Genomic DNA, 19287 nt, shown 5'->3' on the forward strand with positions numbered 1-19287 from the left:
ATTACTAACAGAATTAAAAAAAATATTTGTCAGCAATTATTCGCCTATTTTCTTAAATTTCGCGATGAAAAAGCCGTCTGTATGATACATTTCTGGAGTGATGAAAATACACCCCTCTTTAATCATCTCTGACTTATCACTAGAAATTTCAACTTGTTCAAAATTAGGATGATTTTTCAGAAATTGACGAACAACATCAAAGTTCTCTTCATCAAAAATTGTACAAGTACTGTATACCATTATACCACTTTTTTTCAGGCTTTTCGAGGCGCTGTTTAGAATTTCTAGCTGAATTTTTTGTAAATCAACAAAATCCGAACTTTCTTTTCTATAGCGAATATCTGGTTTGCGTCGAATTAATCCAATGCCTGAACAGGGAGCGTCCACAAGAATTCGGTCAAATTTCTCTGGACCAAATTCTTCAAAAATCATTGTTGCATCTGCTTTTCGAGTAGTTATTTTATCTGCAACATGTTGACGTTGCGCATTTTGATTAATTAAATCAAGTTTATGCTCATATAGGTCTAGTGCTGTGATATGGCCACTTGTTAAATAATGAGCCATATGAGTACTTTTACCACCAGGAGCTGCACAAGCGTCAAGAATTTCTTCTGTTCCTTCTAAATCAAGTTGAGGAGCAACTAATTGACTTGTTTCGTCTTGAATTGTAATTTTTCCAGATTGAAATTCATCTGTCATTGAAAAATTTCCGCTGTCAGCAATTAAAGCTGTTTCTGTCAGTAGAGATGGACGTGTTCCCGCCAATTCAACAGTGGGGTCAATTTTACGTAGGCTAACATGGCTTGGCTTTTCAAGACTTTCTAGAATTTCTCCTGTTCTTTTTCCACCAAATTGACGGACCATTTTGTCCAATAAAAGTTTGGGCATTGAATATTTTGTTTCCCAGTCCTTCGGTTCTTCATTTTGACGTTCAGAACGCATGAAATTACGTAACACAGCGTTAATAAAATTAGCTGTCGCTTGTCCGTCATGTCGTTTAGCGATTTTTACTGCTTCATCTACTGCTGCCGAAGTTGGAACCTTATCCATAAATAAGATTTGGTAAACTGTAATTAATAGAAGGATTTTTGCCCAAGGTTTTGGTTCTTTTTTCAAGAAAGGGGCAATGTACCACTCTAATAAAACTTTTTTAGAAACCACCCCATATACAAGGGCAGTCACAAAAGCTTTATCAACTGTGGATAGTTCAGAATCTCGCAAATTTCGATCTAATGAGATATTGGCGTACGCATCATTACCAAAAATATCATTCAAAATATCGAGTGCGGTTTGTCTTGCATTTTTTGTCATAGAGCTATTATGGCATACTGTGTCAATAAATGTCAATAGATACCGCCAAACCCTGTTTTGTGGGATTTATAAAAATTATTGTACTAATGAATACCTATGAGTTACTTCTAAAACGTAACTAAAAACGTAACTAATTTTTGTCGGGCAAGAGGCTGTATATCTTAGATATACAGTTTTTTATTTTAATTAACGTAACTAAAAAAACTCCTTTTAGAAGTTTCTACTATTTTAATATACATTTATTTATGGTTCTTGCTGGACTCGAACCAGCGACCGAACGGTTAACTACCAACTGAGCTAAAGAACCAAATAATAATCTGCAGCACTTATAAATTTATAAGTGTGGACGGAACTGCCGATTACTAGATTATACACTATAAGAGTACTTTTCTCGTCCACTGGTTATATATTATAGCATATCTCACCTTAATGTGTATATTATTAATAAATAATTGACAATTGTCTGAAAAATTGTTAATATTTAAATTGTTAGTACCTCCTATGTTTTGTATATAGTAAACTTTTTCTGAATTTGTACTAACACACATCATCCTCTAGTTGGACTCCTTGAAGTCATCCAGCTAGAGCTTTTTTATTTGAAAAAAGCCACTCCGAAGAGCAGCTTAACTCTAGAAATAGGATGAAATCCCACAATCATCCCGAATATATTATAGCACAAAAAAAGCGCCCCAGTTAGGAGAGGGACGCTTAGGAGTCTTTATGAAAAAGTTTTTTTGGAATAAGAACATTATATAACTTTCCGTTTTCTTTGTAAAGAAAAACGCCATCGCTTTGGAAAAGGCGCTTTATCTCTTCATAAACACTTAGCTATTTGTATTTGTAATTGGAATAGCATTCATGATTCCATCATTATAACAACATCAATAAAATGACGAAGTAACATTTATTAACAAAAAAAACCCTGACCGAAGTCAGGGTTAATTTTATTTCCAAGCAATTTCCACTGCTTTTTGATTGATCGCTTGCATGAAACGGACATACCAAGGGGCATCTGTCCGCCAACTATACTGTTTCAAGTCTTTTCCTGTTGTCTCTTTATAGATTTGACGAATAATTTTAAGTTGATCTTCATGAGACAAAGCAACTACTTTATTTCCATCATAGTAATAAATAGTTCCTTGCGTTTTTCCTGTTTTTGCATCAATAATTTGATATGTAAATTTCATAAGGTCATCATCCTCCAATTGTGAATTAGTATTTGAGTTGTTGTTATTTTGTGATGTAGAACTTCCACCAGCCAGTTGCTTCCATTGATTAGCGTTGATATAAGCTAAGTTTAAATCAAGCTGTCCGTTCCAGTTCATTAAAGTTCCTGATGAACTGTACTGATGAATCGCTGCTGAACTCCAAGCGCCATATCCTTTGCCATCTGACCAAGGTTCTGATTGATAGCCTGTAGGACTTGTAGAAGCATATTGAGCAACCCACAAAGGAGTATTTCCTGAGGTAATACTCCAGTTAAACTGACGAGTAACCTCTGATGACATGTAAATCATTGGATTGATGCCAGTTTTTTCTTTTACACGATTCAAAAATTGACGAGCGCCAACAGTTCCCCATGCATTGATTGCCCCAGCTTCAAAGTCTAAGACTAGAACTGCTTTACCAATATAGTCTTTAACAACGCTGATAAAGAAATCAGCTTCTGCGATTGGGTTTTCTACACTAGAAAAATGGTAGAAACCTAGAAGTTTATTTGTTTGAATCACTTGTCCAGCTTGCTCTTCCCAAGTTGGATTAATATATTTTGTTCCCTCAGTAGCTTTAATAAATACAAAGTCAGAAGGAACAATTCCAGCATTCAATTCTGCTTGATAACTGGAAATGTCAATTCCATTCATAATAGCCTCCTATTCTTCAGTGAGTCCTTCTGTTCCATTAATAATTGGTTCCACAAGATTAGCCAGTTCTTCAGCATTGATAGAAATAGTATCTGCTGTTTTAGATACTGATTGAGCAACTTCAGATGTAGCTTGCGCAACATCTTTAATTGTTTTAGCTGGGTCAGCAGTAAAGTTCTTTTTCAACTGAGCCAAAGAAGCTTCAATTTGAGCTTCAATCTGAGCTGGATTAGTCTTGATTTTAAGATTCTTAGCTTCTTCCGTCACATAGTTAATCGCTTCAGATAACTTTTCGGGATTCTCATTGAAGTTTTTCTGTGCCCAACTTACCGCCTGATTAGCCACTTTAGCCAGAGCATCCATATCTTTTGTATTGCTATGTTTTTTAGCAGCCTGTGAAATGAAGTAAGATACTACAGAGCCGACTACTGTTAAAATACCACTAAAGATTGTCATTAAATTTTGATCCATTTTATTTTTCCTCTTTTATCTAATTAATTTTATAATTTCCATGATAATCGTATATATGGCAGCCGACGCTCCGCCAATTCCGAAAATCAATTTCCAAAAGTTTGTTTTATCAAGCAACTTCAACTGAAATTGTCGTTCATCTGAACTTTCATTGCCTTTAATGACGGCTTGCAAAATTTGCGCATTCTGTTCTGATTGACGAGTATTCTGTTCCCTTAAAAAACGGTTTGATTCATCTACACGAGCAAGTCCTTCGCTCATTTGTTTTTGCATTTCAACCGACATGTCGTTAAGTCGAGACAGTTCCTTGTCATGTTGTTTGAGTTTAGTCTCATGCTGCTCTACGAGCTGTTTTAATTCCATAACCCCTGCTTTCTAATTCAAGTATTTAGCGGACATTGCCAGCACATCATCAATAAAAGTTTTTAAATCTTCTGCAATTGTTTCTGAATCTTTTATTTTTTGAGCATCTAATAACGTAAAGGTCATTGTTCCGATAGTATTTACTCCAACATTGGCTGATGATGAAACAATTACTTCTCCATTTTCATTTGTAAATTCGCGATTCATAGATTCGCCCGTTGCTTTTACTCCCATTTTTTAATTCCTTTCTTTTTTATGATGGATAAACATCATTAGTGATATAAAGTCTTGTTCCCCTAATATAATAACCGCTAGTAATAGTGGTCATAATCGCAATTGAGCCATCTGGATTAAAATAGATATAACTGTTATCTGCTATGTGACCAGGTATCATGTAATCTATTGAGTATGGATTAATTGGTCTGAACCCAACAGGAAGCATATTATTAATTGTCTGGTTACTAATCGTTGAAGAGGCTTGTCCAAAAAAAGTAACTGCAACAAATGACATCAATCGGTCTAAACGGATTCCCATCCCACTCACGGTAAACTGAGTTGACTTAACAATTGTGTTTGGAGCTTGAATAGGCATAGAACTTGATAAATTGGTACCGTCAAAACTCAATCCTGCGGCAACTCCATTTCTATCAAAAGATAAGTTTCCATAATCAAGTAAAACCGATCTTGATTGATTTGAAGTTGGGTCACTCCAACGCATTCCCAAACCTTGTTGGACATCCAGTCCTAAACTATTTGTCGCTTTGCTTGTTGAATCTGTTGCACTCATGTTAATATGACTGTTTTCGATTTCAGTCGAACCTGAGGCAGCACTAGAAGACCAAGTGCTTTCTATTTTCCCGTCGGTAAAAGTTCCGTTTGTAACACTTAGATTATCACCATTGATATTATGTGCATTTATTTCGCTTAATATCCAGTTAGTTCCCGACCAATAATATTCGGTTCCAGATAATATCACTGTTCCATCACTAGCTGTAAGGTCTGCGGTACCTGAATATTTCCAAGTTAAACCTTTGAATCGAGTAGTTGGTTCAGTATCAGAAACAACTTTACCAGGGGCACCAGTACTTCCAGGGGCACCGTCATTTCCCATTTTAGCAATTGAATATCCTGTGCTACTACTATTATCTGTGTAAGTCCAGACTGTTTTCGTCCACAGATAGCTACCTGCTGCAACTGTCGGAATTGTGGAAGTCCAACCACTAGTTGGCACTGTTGTACCACTTGTTGAGCCTACATAAGTGATAGTCGTAGTTTTTATACCAACACCGTCCTTACCTGCTATTCCATCCTTTCCATCATTTCCCTTAAATATAATCCAAGGAGCATACTTAGCAGGGTCTGTTGATGCTGTAGATGAGAAATCTGAATATTGACCAATATAGTTTGGCCAGTCAGCACTTGTGACTTCACTTAATGAAGGTATATATGGAGTTGCATTTGAGCCACTATCTAATTTAAAATCCCAAAACTTACGAGATACATTAGTCGTTCCATCAGAATATAAATTGACCCTGATGCAATATATTCCATCTTTTGGAACATTAATAGTTTGAGGGACCGTATTTCCAAGTGCAATATTGACATCATTTTCAGTACCTACAAGCCATAAACACACACCATTAACGCTTGGGTCTGTCGTTGACAAATGATTAACCCATACTCCGTCAGTTTGCGCATTTAATGTGTAATTTCCAGCTTTCAAATTAGCAGTTACATCTCTCAGATGGGTATATGTGTCAACACTATTACCTGTAAGTACATATGGATTAGACTTACTATAAGTTCTACTACCATTCAATAGATTTACTTGTGGGTAAACAGTTGTAAATCTATCTGTTCCATCAGCACTATAAGCATAGGCATAATGAGTTATTGACCCATCGTAAACGTTACTTATGGTGAGGCTATTGCTTGCTACTATCGTCATCAGTCACCTCCGCCCAAATTTCAATAATTGGGGTGGAGATACCATAAGTCCGCCAGATTTGTTCAATCACATCACTTGCGCTTGTTGCTTCAAAGCTAACTTGTGTGATTTCTCCCCCAAGTTCGATATTGGCATAAAATGTACTTTTCATTATTGATTCACCTCGCATGTATATTGAGCTTTGACATTGATATCAGTCGCCGCAACACTAATTGTTTTACCAGTTTTATATTGATTGCCTGTACCGCCAAAATTAGCATTTAATACGCCATTTTGGTCACGTTGAGACCATTTATAAGTATAGGTTGTTCCAGCTGTATCAATTTCAGCACCAGATTGAAATACTCGACAAGTAAGTGTTGTTGTACCAGAACCGTTTTTAAAAATGCTACCTGCTGTGCTATCAATCGTACAAGTTAATGGGTCTGTATAATCAAGGAGAGTACATATACCACTAACTGCAGTTCCTGCTGTACCGCCTGCTTGGTCAATGATAACTGCCTTATAACTTTGCGAATTTGTAATAGCCGCTGGTGTAACTGTTAGTATCCCTTGAGAAGTTGTATTTGTACCAGCAGTTACATTTGGTGTTTGACCAGTTGTAGATGAAGAACATAAATGCCAACCTAATCCAAGGTTTGAGCTATAGCCAGTTGAACCAGTTGTAGTTACAGTACTATCTGCATAACCGAAGAATATTTGCTTGTTTCCTGCAGAAAGTTGCCCTCCTTTATATAAATCGGCGTTAACTGTTAAGCTTGCAGGCATAGAATTGTAGAACGCTCCACCATTTCCAGCATAAACATTCGCAAGAACAGCTGATTTAGCAAGTTGTACAACAGTCAAATCTAAAACAGCTGAGAACGGAACGTTTAAACCTGTATTAGGGTCAACCCATAATCCAGAAGCAGTGAATCGTGATGCTGAGTTAGCAATTGGAACATTGACTTTTGTTGTCAACACACTATTTGCACTTCCGCTCATATATTGAGTATCAGTATTAGTGGTTGATGTGATAGTTGTTGTTGTGGCTCCATCTGATCGTGTCCAGGTAATAGTTCCTGAAATACCACTAACAACAGAAGTAGAACTTCCTGCTTTAGTAAGGTTGAGTGTTAACACTTGTGGAGTAGTTGCATAACTTGGTGACCATGTTTGAGCTGTTGCATCATAAGTTTGAGTAGTTACCCCACTTGCTGTGATGAAAGCATTGAGTTGCATCCCATCTGATAAATCTGTGATTGTGATTTGTCCACTTGAGACAATTGACATATTTTATTCCTCCTATTAATTAAGTGGTTCCGCAGTGCAATCAAATGTAGCTCTCTGCCAAACATCACGATTTGTGATTGTAATTGATTTCTGACTTGTTTGATGAGCAAGATTCCAAGCAGTATCTACTGTTCCGTCAGAGTTAGTTTTAGACCATATATAAGCAAATTTTGTTCCATCACTATCAATTTCTTTATTATTTTGATAAAGTATCGCAGTGAAAGTTGTATTAATGATATTATTTTTAAATTGATAGCCATTAGATGAATCAATTACTAGATTAATCGGGCTAGTTCCATCATCTACATTAGTGATAGTAACCGACTGACTTGCAACTACTTTTCCGCCAACTGTCGCTTTAAAGCTATAAACTGCTTTATCCGCAACTCCGCTAGCATCAACTGTAATAACCTGAGCATTCGCAACTACCGTTCCATCTTTCGACCATTCGTAGTTGTCAGCGATTGTTTCAGTCGTCGCAGAGCCTTTATAGATGTGTGCTGATAAAGTTGTTGAACCAGTACTGTTTTTGAACTGTGTACCGTTTGTGGTTGTAAGCTCTGCTTGAAATGGAGTAGCTGCATCGACTAACTGATTGACAATCGCTTTAATATCAGAAGAAGCCTCGCTCTTTAGCTTTTTATAATTTGAAAAAACAATTTTATTATTAGCAGGGTTTGTATCTGATGTAATGATTTCAGAGACTCTTGCAGATAAAATTAGACCAACATTGCCATCAATATCCATGTAGTTATCATCTTGGATAATAACTGTATCTCCTTTTTGGAGTGGTCTACCATCTCCAACAAGTTGATTAACTAAAGTAGATGATGGAGTAACGGTATATGTGATTTGTTTGTAGGCAAATTGCTTAAATTGACTGACAATATAACCCCACATATCATTGGCGTTTTTATATTCAGTGGTTCGGTCTGAGTTTGTCCAAATGTCACCCTTGTCTGTTTTCAATTGAGAAGGGAACATTTTGGCAGATAATGGAGCATAAGCTATTTCAGAACCACTTCTTTTATAGAATTCTTCTACACCATCTGAATTTTTATAACTGAAATCATAATTTTTCCAACTAAAACCGTCAGCACCAGTCATATAGGCGGCGTTAAAAAAACCGTCATCACTAACATCTACTTCAACATCCTCGATGTTTTTACCAAATGTTAGTCTGACATCATCACGTTTTGTTCCCACACCTTGAGAATTTTGACCGTCATTTTCTTTATAGATATTTAGAACAACAGTTCCAAGGGAACCATCATTATTTAAAGTCGTCACAAAATCAAATTCAGCGTTAAAATTATTGATTACCGAAATAAGTCTTGATAATTTAGATTCTTGTGCATCATAATTAATCACTCGTGTTAGATTTGAAACTTCGTTAATTCCAATAGTAATTTGAGTTCTAGAGATTAAGCCCATTTGGTCAAAATACCATTGAATATTATGGCTTGCAGTATTCGTTAATGAATTAGCTTGCTCGTTAATAAGTTCTCTGTCTAACGAAACACAGAAAAAAGAAATTTCAGTACTTGTTTCATGAACCGATTGCTCGGATGAAGGAGTCATCAAATAATCTCGGCCATTTTTTCTGAAGCTAAAATAACTTTGATCACTTAAGAATTGTGTATAATCCTGTAGCTGATTATTAATCACTTTAGCAACTGTAAAACTAAATGTAGTTGCTCCTTGTTCTAAATAGTCATGAAACTCATCGTTATAATAACTAGGTGCATTGGGAAGTTCATTACTCAACATGGCTACTTTTTTTAATGAACCATTTAAAACATTAATGATCATTATAAAATCCTTTCTTTCCATGATATTTCAACGTCTGGTGGTGTATTATTCCAAGAGGATTGAATGATTTTTATCTGACTAATTCCAGGTGGAATACTGAAAGGTTCTGTTCCATTTACTATCTCTGTAATTGCTGATATTCCATCTTTGGATACATTACCACTAGCCATATCAATTTCAACGACTGAGCCATTTTTATAGCGATTTGGTAAGTCATTCCATGTATTAACAAAGTCTTTGCGGCACCAAAAGTCACGAATAACCATATGTGTCATTGTTCCCCTTGGGTTAGTTGACCAGTTTCCGAAGAAGAACTTAACCTTGTGAATTGCGACATCTTCAAGTTCTGGAACTACAATTGTTTGATGACCGCCTTTCCAATAAAAACCAAGAGTTGCTCCTTGTTTAGCGAAGTCTAATTGCCCTCGATTATCATTAAGCATCGTATTATTGTCTTTTAATCCAGTTTGTTCTCCATTATTTGCGACATAAGGAATATGTTTCCATTGTCCTTTGTTAGGTCCGCCAATCCAAAATCCAACAGTCCCAATATTTCCTGTTTTATCATCCTTTAACGTCCCATAACCAGCTACAAATTCATCATTTTCATCAGTGAATAGAATTTGCATCACCCCAGTTTGGCCAAGAGCAGTTGTCCATGTAAATAATCTGAACCAAGCATAGAAATCAACTGCACCAGAATCACCATTTGAATCTGGAGGTAACACAAGCTCAGTCATCCCCCCACGAAAGCCTGTCTGACTTCCAGGGTCAATCAACTTAACACCCTTCATTGTTTTCTGTTGCCCACTGGAAGACTTATAATTATATTCTTGATACCCAATTGTTCCATTTGTTCCTGCACCAGTCCATTCTGGATGAGGTTGACCTGCGGCTGATACAAATTTGGAAAATTTAGGATCTGTTTTACTATCATAAAGAACATCGCTATGCTGGATAGTAACGCCATCAACTTCTTCTCGATTACCTAGTTCTAAGCTTCCGTTAACCCCAGCAATACCAAAATACCCATTGTCATGATTATTGGTAAGCTTTAAATCTATCCAAGTCGGTAATGTTCCTTGATTATTAATTGTGATATCAACCGAACCATCAGCGTTAGGAGTGATAGAACCATTGACTCCTCCTGAATTATCTGAGTTTAAAACATTAGTATATGTCGAATAAGCGTGACCTTCTGGGACTATAAATGTAAGAGTTCCAGTAGCAACTAAGTTAGAGATATCTTCTGATAAAGCTTGAGTTCCATCTGCTACTGCATACCAAACTTTATTAGGCTCATCACCAAAAATTAAAGGCGCTGGTTCATTGACATCCAGCACCTTTGCTAATTCTTTTCTTAAGGCTATCCAATCACTTGGAATCCCACTTTTTCTAATGGTAATAGTAATTGTTTTTGCGCTTAATGTATTCTTTACAAATGATTGACCATATCTAGCTACTTGATTTGATAGTGTATTATTCCAAACTGAACCAAACCCTCTATCAATTGCTGTGAATCCACTTACTAATTCAGATAGTTCAACACCATTGTAATTAACTGAAAATGTCATTATGTTGTCCTTCCTGCATTTATTATTTTATTACGGCTATTTAAAACACTTAATTGTTTGTTCATAGGCTCTACCAATTCTTGTGCAAAACTGTTTTTATCTAACATAAGTTGGATAATGGTAGGGTCTGCTTGTCCATTTTTTAATAGTGTTAAAATACTTGAAACTAAAACAACTAACTGTCCACCATCTCCTAAGTAATTGCTTTGCTGTGATGAATTTGCATTAATTGTTTGTTTAGCTTGATTCAATAATTGTGTAGCTCTTGATTTCTTCTGCGGATCAAGCGGAATAACCATCTCAGGACGATTTCCTTCAGCAATTTCATAGAAACCATGAGCATTTATGATTCCACCGTTTTCATAACCATGTCCATTTCCAAGGAATGACAAACTTGGACCATAGGTTTTTTTAGCATAATTAAGAGCAGCTAATAAGTTATCGTAACCGTTAAAAATATCCCCATGACCGGGGAATTTATTAGCATTGAAAGTTGAGGAAATTGTTTGCATCAACCCTTTAGCAAGGTCACCAGTGATATTGTTAATATCTCCGATGTTTCCTTGGACCGCTTTTTCATTCCCGCTTGATTCAGTTGCAATTTGGCGAAGTACACGGTCAATCATGTCTTGGCTAGTACTCAAGCCGTTAGCTGCAAGCGCCTGTTTAACTTGCCCAGCCCAACGTTGAACACCAGAACCAGATGGCGAACCTTGTGAAACTCCTGCATCTGATTCAGCTTTTTTGAAGAATGATTGTAAGAATTTAATAAAATTATCCTCAGCAGTTTGAGCAGAACCTTTTGCCATCCTAGTTACAACTGGCGGAAAGTCATTTTCTAAATTATCTAGTCCTAAGCCATTATAAATAGCTTCTACAACCCCTTTGGGCCCTTTCGAAATAACACTTGTAACATCTTTATAGGTTGATTTAACCCATCCAAGCGCATCTGACAAGAAACCAGATACACCGTCAGCATGAGCTGGCAAATTAGCTGTTAATGATAGGAACTCTTTTGACATTGAGTGAGGAAGAATTGAAGTTCCAGCTTTCAGATTACGAATTTCAGGACCTTGTTGACCAACCGCAAAAATACCACGGTTTGGATGGTGAGCAAGTTCAAATCCTTCTTCACCAACTAAAGCTGTTTCATCTTGAGCTAATCCACGAGTACCTACAGCATATCCTTTAAGGCTAACGTGACCGATATTCCCCCAACCTTTATGTAAGAAGTTAAGGACTCCGTTAATCCCGTCAACAAATGAGTTAATTAAGTCTCTTGAATCTCTAAATCCTTTTGTATACTGTTCTACCGTTTGTTTTTGTTCTCCTGCAGCAGCTTTTACATTTTTGTCAGCCTTATCATTAGCAAAGTCAATTGTTTCTTTATGAGTTTTTTGTGCCTTATCTACTACGCCTTTATATTGTTCATTAGCGTGACCAATTGAATCATCACGTTGCTTTTTAGCAGTTTTTATCATTTCATCATATTGAGCTTTTGTTATAGAACTGTTTTCTGCACGTTGTTTATCAATTGCTGCAACGGATTTTTTATATTGTTCATTTGCTGCTTTTACAACATCATCTTTTTGTTTTTGAGCCTTATCCTTAACTCCTTTATATTCATCGTCAGCCTTTTCGAGCGTATCAATTAATTGTTTTTGATTTAATTTTCCTTTTTTATTTTTTAAATCGTCAAGTAAATCAAGCTGTTTATTTTGAGCAATTTTAGTAGCAGTATTGATTTGATTATTCATCTGCTCTTCGGCTTTGGTTTGCGTTTTTGCATAATCTTTTTCAAGCTTATTCATCGCTTCATTATGTTTCTTTTTTGCAGCCTGTTGAGCTTTATTGAAATCACTATTTTCTTTAGCAATTTCTTTATTCATTTCTTGTTGATATTCAGGAGAATTTTTGCCATAAGTTTTTTCTATTTTAAGAAGTTCAGAAGTATTACCAGATTTAATTTTTTTCATCAGGTTAGCGTGATTACTAGCATCTTTTTGAGATTGTATATCATAGTTTTTTTGCTCTTTAGAAACACTAGCATAGTAATTATCAGTATTCTTCTTCATCTCATCAAGATTCTTTTTCTGAGCTGCCTTCTGCTTATCGTCTGAATCTTTTTGGCCTTTGGTCATTTTGTCTGCTTGAGCTTGAGTAATTACACCATTTTTAACTAGAATATCTACTTGCTTTTTAGAATCTTTTTCTTGATTCTGATAAAACTTATCAATATCTTTAGACATTTTCGTATAAGCATCAGCAGTTGCTTTCTTAGCTTTTTCAAGTGACTTTTCATCAATAATATCAACATTTGATGCCTTGTTAATTTTATCCAAGAAACCTTGGTAGTCCTTGGAGAATTCTTTCATATCTTTAGTTGGTGCTTTAGGATCGAACTTAACAACTGGTAGTTTTTCACTTTTTAGTGAAGATTCTTTTAATCCGTCATTAATCAAATCCCCAAGTTTTTTACCTAAGTTTTTACCACCCATTCCGCCAATCGCTGCACCAATTGCTGTACCGATACCAGGAGCGATAAGAGATCCAATAGCTGCACCTGCCGCTGCTCCACCGAGTGAGCCAGCAACTCCGCCAGTTTTCTGAGCGGTAGTATCTTTACTGAGTAATTCAGCTCCTGCATTTATTCCACCAGACAAGACTGTACTTCCACCAACAGAGCCAATAATTCCTAATAATCTTGGAATTAAGGAAGTAGCTTTTGATAAACTGCCAGAGGCAACTAACGCTTCACCTTCTTTAGCAATTCCGCCTTTAGTTAGTGTTGAAGCAACCGTTTCACCTTCAGTAGCAATCTCTTTTCCTACAGAAGTTTTAATATTTCCTGTTCCTAAACCTCCTGATAATGCATCAATGGCTTGAATTTCAAGTAAAGATTTTTTCAATTTTTCAAGCCATACAATAACATCTCCAATTTTTTTAGTAGCCCAAATCCCAGCAAAGATTTTACCAAAGGTTACTACTTCATCTTTATGAGTTCCGATAAATTTGACAGTATCAACGATACCTTGGAAAATCTTAGCAATCCAACTAGCTATTTCTTCAAGTCCTTGTTTACCTTCTTTAGAATTAAATGCCTTAGCCATTGACGTTGCTGCATCAGATAGAACTGGCAAGAACTTTTGTCCAATCATAATTAAAACAGCCTCTCCGGCTGCTTTAAATTGTTTTATCTCCGACTTAACCGATCCCATATTTTTCTTGGCAAGATTCGCAACATATCCTTGACCATCAGCAGAGTTTTTCACTTTATTATTTAGTTCTTCAAGTTCTTTATTATTTTGAGCGAGAATAATACCAGCTTGTTGCCCTGTTGTTCCAAATAATTGTTGGAAAACAGAGTTTTTTTCAGCAGTCCCCATATTTTTTGTATGATCATTTACTATGGACATAATAGTTGTTAAATCCCGTAGGTTACCATTAGCATCTACTAAATCACTATTTTTAATTCCTAGCTTAGAAAGCATATCTTTGGCAGCACCACCAGATTGCAATTGGTCTACTTTATCTTGAAGCTTCCCTATTGCTTCTTTTTGCTTTTCAATCGCTTTAGTTGCAGCTTTAGTGTTCCCTGTGCCAGAGTTAACAACTGCTTGAGCTTCTTCTAGTTTCTTTTGGTGCTCTGCAATTTTTTCATTAAGTGCAGCCTCTGATTTAGCAGCATCTTCTTGGCTAGCTGACTGATCACTTAATGCACCAGTAATTGAGTTAATTACTTTACGAAGTCCAGTACCTGCTTTATCAGCTTCTAAACCGTGGTTCGAAAGAATACCAATTGCTGAAGATGTCTCTGATAGTTGGAAACCTGCTGAATGAGCTGAGTCACCAACATACTCCATAGATTTACCCATGCTTGCAAAATCTGTTGCTGTCATATCTGCTGCATAAGCTAATTGATTAACTACATCTTTTGTATTCTTAGTCATTTTTGCTGCATTATCAGTACGCATACCATAAGCATCAACAACTTGGGAGGTTACGCTCAATACATTATTAAAATCATCGCCAGAAGCAACAGAGGCTTGTAATTCTGAACGCATAGCACCTAAAGCTTCAGTAGATGTGTATCCGCGTTTAATAAGTTCTTGATATCCTTCTGCAATTTCTGCTTGAGATTTACCATATTCAACAGAGTATTTAGCGCCATCTTTTTGCATTTGAGCAACATTTTTCGTTACTTCTTCTACCTTCTCTCCTCCAGTTACTGCAAGATTTGCTGTTCTAATATAACTGTCTTGTAAATCAGCAGCCATTTGAGAACCTTTGATAGCTGCTGCCCCAATTGCTGCAATGCCAAAAGCACTCTGATAGGCTGCATTTTTTACTTTTTGATATCCTGCTGCCATTGCATCGGTAGCTTTCTCAGTTGTTTTGTAAACGGTATTTAAACCTTTACCAATGATAGACTCGGAATTAAACGGCTGCATTTTTGTAACTGCCAAGTTAGCTTCTAAAAGTTTATTTCTGTAGTTCAATACTGACGAAGCAGCTTCATTTACCCTTGTTTTTTGCTTAACAAGCGTTTCTGAACTTGTACCCTCGGCAGCTTCTAACCGTTTAAGCTCAGTTACTTGGGCTCTATAAATCTCGGTTTGCTTTGCGTATGAAGAAGATAGACCAGAAACTTCGGCTTTGGCAGCTCCCATTTTATTACGAGTTTTCTCATATAAATCAATTTGAGACTGCATGAGTTTATCGTTAGCACTTAAAGATTTATTTAAATCTTCAATACCGGTTTGTTGATACTCATAAGCTGATTTTGCACGGTTTAATTGCCCTGTCATTGAGGCAAGAGAACGTTCTGCTGTGGTTAACTGAGCATTATATTTTTGATAAGCCTTTTCACCAGCATCAGTATCTCTATTGATTGTCTTCATACCTTCTGAAAGGTTAGCAATATAAGCTTTTTGCTTTTCCATTGCTTCGCTAAGACCTTCATAGCGATATTTTGATGCAGAAACAGCATCTCCAGCAGATTTAGCCTGTGCTTCATTAATCTGCCATTCACGAGTACTATCTTTAACTGCTGATTTTAAGCGGTTGATAGCCTCAACAGCCTTTGTCTCATTCAAGTCAATCCCTGTGGTGACTGAATCAACCATTATATCTGCCATTTTTACTCCTTTCTAATTTTTGAGTATAAAAAAACGCCTAATTTATTTAGACGTTTTATTTTTATTGAATTGAGTTTTTTATCACTTTAAAATATTTTGCTTTATTCCGTATGCTAAAGTTGCACTTAGGACAGCCGATGCTCCATATGGTACTACTATCAATATTAAAGCAAAATAGAACATGAGCCCAAGAGATAGAAACCCTGAGAAAAATATTGAAAATATACTAAAAATATAAATAATAATTGAAGCTGTACAAGTTAATTTCAACTTTTTATTAATAACATTTGCATAGATAGCACAAGCTAAAATTATTAATGGGAAAATTTTCAAGTTAATAGTATATGTTCCAAAAATTTGTAAAAATTTTAAAACAACGTAAATACCAGTTATTACAGCTAAAATAATATTAGCTAAATAAGCATTTTTGAATTCTTCAACACTTTTTTTAGGTACATTAATAGCACCAGATTCTTGTTTAATATCATTTTTATGGTTAAAATCAAAACCACAATTTGAGCAAAAATTAGATGAACTTATAATTTCTTTTCCACAATTAGGGCAATATTTCATGAATTTCTCCTGACTTTTAATAAGTAAATTATAACCCTATAAACTGTATATTACAAGAGAACAATTATTATTGCCCAAACATTTTTTTCAAATCATCAAATGAAGCCATCTTATTATCTTCATTAGCTTTAAATACATCAATTAAGTCATAATAATCATGGTTATCTACTTGCTCTAATGTCCAGTGCCAATTTTCGATAATATTTTTTTCAAATAATTGTAAATCTATTAATTGGTTGTGGTGGTAGACTTTTCGTTCTTCAATGCTTGAACTTTTTTTTCGGCAGAGTCAACCTCCTCAGTAAACATAGTATCGATTTGATCATCATCGTACCCTTGAAGTGAAAGAACAAGTTTAGATTGCAAATTCATAAATTGGCCACGGTCAAATTCTTCTAATTTATCTACTTCTTTTTTATTTAAACCTAGAATTTCAGTAATAAATTTTTCAGCATTATTAATTACTGACATATCATCAAGAGCGATTGCTTTTGTTAATTCTTCTAGTGTTCCATCCTGAACTGAAGCAAGTTTTTCTTGGCTTTTTGCTAGTTCCAATTGGTAGGCATGCATTTTTTTAATGTTCTTAATTGAAGTTTTAACTTCAAATGATTCTTCTCTAATTTCTGGTAATGATAATTTCATTGTATATCTCCTCTATTTTACTTTTTGTAAAGGAATAGTCAGGTATCGAACCTAATTTAATAGACCATCTATCTATCCCATATAAAAAGCGGATTTCTCCGCCCTTTAATCATTAGCTTCCACTCCCTGAACCGCCAGTAGTCGGAGCTGTATAACCGTTAAATACATCAGCCATCATAGTTGCTTCAGTAAAGTTTGCATCTCCACCATCATAGAATTTGATAGCTTCTCCCCCCCAACGGCTTACAGAGAATGCAGTAAATGTCAATGCATCATCAACACGAACAACTGCATTAGTATTTGTTTGCAAGTTCAATGCTGTTTCGTTCATTTTACCAGCAGCAAAACCAACATATTGAGGTGTTGAAGTACCAATTGTTGTCGTTTGAATCAAAGCTGCTACTTTTGGAACAGGACCTTGAGTATAACCGCCTTTAGTATCGTTTACACGACCAAGCAATTTATTTTTAATTGCTACTGGTAGACCATTAAAGTCAAAAGCTACTGAAGGAGTACCTTTTGCAATATCTGCATCTACTTGACCATCATTACCATAAATCATTGTTGGAGCACTTGATACATTGGTGATATTTGCAGTTTTTGTACCCAACATTTCATCAGTGATTGGAAATGTACCGTCTGTAGAAAGACCTGCTGTTCCTTTAACAATAGCTCCACTATCATCCAATAGAGCGAGCGTAACCATTTTTAAACCTTTTGTTGCCATTTTAAATTCCTTTCTTAAATAAAAAATGAGTTAGCTATTTGCTATCTCACTTAATGTCATGATGCGTTGCACCGTTAAATTTTTGATAATTTGCCCTGTATTAGGGTCTATATAGTGACTTTTTGATTGTGCAATAAGCCAATCATTATTTATAAATGATTTCATCAGATTAATTTCGCTTTGAACAATATTTATATCCGAATCTTCAGCGTTCGAGTAAAAAATTTGAATATAAACACCATACATAAGTGAAATAAAATCTGAGTTACCATAATCATTAGGACCATTATCTGATTCTGTAAGTAAAACCTGAGTTTCATTAATAGAATCTTCTTTTTCTTTAGGGATAGAATCAAGAAAGATTTCATCATGCGGAAAGTCACTAGCTGCAATTATATCTTGAACAATTTCAACTGGTCTTTTCATAAGTTACTCTCCTTCTTTTTTCTATTAATTATTTTTCTCATTGCTTCAGCTTCAGCTTTTAATATTCCTTGCTGAACAATAGGATTTTTTCTTGTTTCTTCAATAAAATGATCTGCATGAACTGCAACTTCACCAGGTTTTTTATATTTTCTTCCGGAACGTGTTGTGAACTGAGGAAAGCGGCTACCATTATTAATGATATTGGCAATATATCCTTTAGCATTAGAACCTTTGGCTGTGCTTCTTTCCCATCCTACAACACTTTGGCCATCTTTAACACCGTCAATATTCTTATTTTTCATAACAATACTATCCGCTAAATGTGGATCTTCTCCAGTATCACGATGGCGGTAATGCCTATTTCTAACTTCATAAGCCAACGCTTGTTCAAAAACTTTAGCGCCCGCCTTTGTAACTTCGGCTTTATCTTCTACAGTCATCTTTGTACTTAACGATTCTGCTTGATTAACGATTAGTTGCATTGCTTCCTCAAAAGTAGCCATATTAAGCCCCCTTCTTCTTCGCTTGGAGAGTCAAAATATCAAATTTAATAAGCTTTGCAGATTCATCTGAAGAAATATTAATAATGTTGTAAAGAACATCATCTATTTGAACACACATTTTCTTTGTAACCAGCTTATTGTGTCTGATTGCAATATCAAATGTATCGGCTGTAGTTGTACCAATTATCTGAAATTGAAGCGCAAGTGATCTCATTTTAGCTGCAAATCGGACATTTAAAACAGTTGCTGGGTCAATTTTTTCAACCTTACCTCCAGTAGGAGTAGTTACTGTTTTAGTAACTCCAATCTGACATTTTCTGTTAAAATCATTCGGTTTGTAAGTTTTGACCATCCTGCGTCTCCTTCCATGAAGAATAAAGGCCTCTCAACTGCCCAACCATATGATCTACAGCCGTAGTAGGCGGCATAGTTGTAGAACGATTAATCCATAAATCCATCGAATAGCTAAGAACAGCTATATCATAAATTGGAGAAACGTTTTCTACACTGAAAAATGGAGCGTCAACTGTATCAGAACTCACTGCATTTTTCACATATGCTGTTGCTGTATCAAAATAAATTTGAAGTTGTGGTTTGCGATCATCATCTTCTGATAACTGATCTAGTAAGTCATCAACAGTTACACTCATTTAAATACCTCC

19 protein-coding genes and 1 tRNA gene are annotated in these 19287 nt (G+C 35.7%); all 20 read right to left on the bottom strand.

The window, feature by feature from the left end:
• Positions 1–36: 36 nt before the first annotated feature.
• Complete coding sequence (gene rsmB / locus QJV49_RS04820) at positions 37–1311, bottom strand: 16S rRNA (cytosine(967)-C(5))-methyltransferase RsmB (RefSeq protein WP_225511950.1); 1275 nt, start codon at positions 1309–1311, stop codon at positions 37–39.
• A gap of 246 nt (positions 1312–1557) precedes the next feature.
• Positions 1558–1618, bottom strand: a tRNA-OTHER gene (locus QJV49_RS04825).
• 285 nt (positions 1619–1903) lie between these two features.
• Entirely contained in the window at positions 1904–1969 is a 66-nt protein-coding gene (locus QJV49_RS13230; protein WP_370632057.1) for a hypothetical protein, read from the bottom strand.
• A gap of 286 nt (positions 1970–2255) precedes the next feature.
• Positions 2256–3173, bottom strand: a complete 918-nt coding sequence (locus tag QJV49_RS04830) for a GH25 family lysozyme (protein ID WP_281449162.1) — start codon at positions 3171–3173, stop codon at positions 2256–2258.
• A gap of 9 nt (positions 3174–3182) precedes the next feature.
• Positions 3183–3644: a phage holin gene (locus tag QJV49_RS04835; protein WP_225513192.1), complete on the bottom strand. Its 462-nt coding sequence runs from the start codon at positions 3642–3644 to the stop codon at positions 3183–3185.
• A 15-nt stretch (positions 3645–3659) separates the two neighbouring features.
• A complete protein-coding gene (locus QJV49_RS04840; RefSeq protein WP_225513191.1) occupies positions 3660–4007 on the bottom strand; it encodes a hypothetical protein in 348 nt (115 codons plus the stop codon).
• Positions 4008–4019: 12 nt separating this feature from the next.
• Complete coding sequence (locus QJV49_RS04845; RefSeq protein WP_225513189.1) at positions 4020–4241, bottom strand: hypothetical protein; 222 nt, start codon at positions 4239–4241, stop codon at positions 4020–4022.
• A 19-nt stretch (positions 4242–4260) separates the two neighbouring features.
• Positions 4261–5955 (bottom strand): hypothetical protein, encoded by a 1695-nt coding sequence (locus tag QJV49_RS04850; protein ID WP_225513188.1) that lies wholly within the window; start codon positions 5953–5955, stop codon positions 4261–4263.
• Positions 5933–6106 carry a hypothetical protein gene (locus QJV49_RS04855; RefSeq protein WP_023189746.1) on the bottom strand — a complete coding sequence of 58 codons (174 nt, stop codon included), beginning with the start codon at positions 6104–6106 and terminating at the stop codon, positions 5933–5935. The genes QJV49_RS04850 and QJV49_RS04855 overlap by 23 nt, the downstream gene beginning before the upstream one ends.
• Complete coding sequence (locus QJV49_RS04860) at positions 6106–7227, bottom strand: hypothetical protein (RefSeq protein WP_281449163.1); 1122 nt, start codon at positions 7225–7227, stop codon at positions 6106–6108. Before QJV49_RS04860 ends, QJV49_RS04855 begins: the two co-directional genes overlap by 1 nt.
• 15 nt (positions 7228–7242) lie before the next feature.
• The gene (locus QJV49_RS04865) at positions 7243–9039 is read right to left on the bottom strand and encodes a hypothetical protein (RefSeq protein WP_281449164.1); all 1797 of its coding nucleotides are present in this window, start codon (positions 9037–9039) and stop codon (positions 7243–7245) included.
• Entirely contained in the window at positions 9039–10613 is a 1575-nt protein-coding gene (locus QJV49_RS04870) for a distal tail protein Dit (protein ID WP_281449165.1), read from the bottom strand. Before QJV49_RS04870 ends, QJV49_RS04865 begins: the two co-directional genes overlap by 1 nt.
• Positions 10613–15751, bottom strand: a complete 5139-nt coding sequence (locus tag QJV49_RS04875; RefSeq protein WP_225513020.1) for a phage tail tape measure protein — start codon at positions 15749–15751, stop codon at positions 10613–10615. The genes QJV49_RS04870 and QJV49_RS04875 overlap by 1 nt, the downstream gene beginning before the upstream one ends.
• A gap of 81 nt (positions 15752–15832) precedes the next feature.
• Positions 15833–16324: a zinc-ribbon domain-containing protein gene (locus QJV49_RS04880; protein WP_225513019.1), complete on the bottom strand. Its 492-nt coding sequence runs from the start codon at positions 16322–16324 to the stop codon at positions 15833–15835.
• Positions 16325–16552: 228 nt separating this feature from the next.
• Entirely contained in the window at positions 16553–16969 is a 417-nt protein-coding gene (locus tag QJV49_RS04885; RefSeq protein ID WP_021214451.1) for a phage tail assembly chaperone, read from the bottom strand.
• Between the two features lie 112 nt (positions 16970–17081).
• Positions 17082–17696 (bottom strand): phage tail protein, encoded by a 615-nt coding sequence (locus tag QJV49_RS04890; protein WP_012898012.1) that lies wholly within the window; start codon positions 17694–17696, stop codon positions 17082–17084.
• A 30-nt stretch (positions 17697–17726) separates the two neighbouring features.
• Entirely contained in the window at positions 17727–18122 is a 396-nt protein-coding gene (locus QJV49_RS04895) for a DUF806 family protein (RefSeq protein WP_225513018.1), read from the bottom strand.
• Positions 18119–18625: an HK97 gp10 family phage protein gene (locus tag QJV49_RS04900; RefSeq protein WP_225513017.1), complete on the bottom strand. Its 507-nt coding sequence runs from the start codon at positions 18623–18625 to the stop codon at positions 18119–18121. Before QJV49_RS04900 ends, QJV49_RS04895 begins: the two co-directional genes overlap by 4 nt.
• Before the next feature lies 1 nt (position 18626).
• On the bottom strand, positions 18627–18977 hold the full coding sequence (locus QJV49_RS04905; RefSeq protein WP_038603336.1) for a phage head closure protein: 351 nt from the start codon (positions 18975–18977) through the stop codon (positions 18627–18629).
• The gene (locus tag QJV49_RS04910) at positions 18952–19275 is read right to left on the bottom strand and encodes a head-tail connector protein (protein WP_225513016.1); all 324 of its coding nucleotides are present in this window, start codon (positions 19273–19275) and stop codon (positions 18952–18954) included. Before QJV49_RS04910 ends, QJV49_RS04905 begins: the two co-directional genes overlap by 26 nt.
• Between the last annotated feature and the right edge of the window lie 12 nt (positions 19276–19287).

It is taken from the genome of Lactococcus sp. NH2-7C (genome assembly GCF_029953655.1).
Classification (GTDB): domain Bacteria; phylum Bacillota; class Bacilli; order Lactobacillales; family Streptococcaceae; genus Lactococcus; species Lactococcus lactis.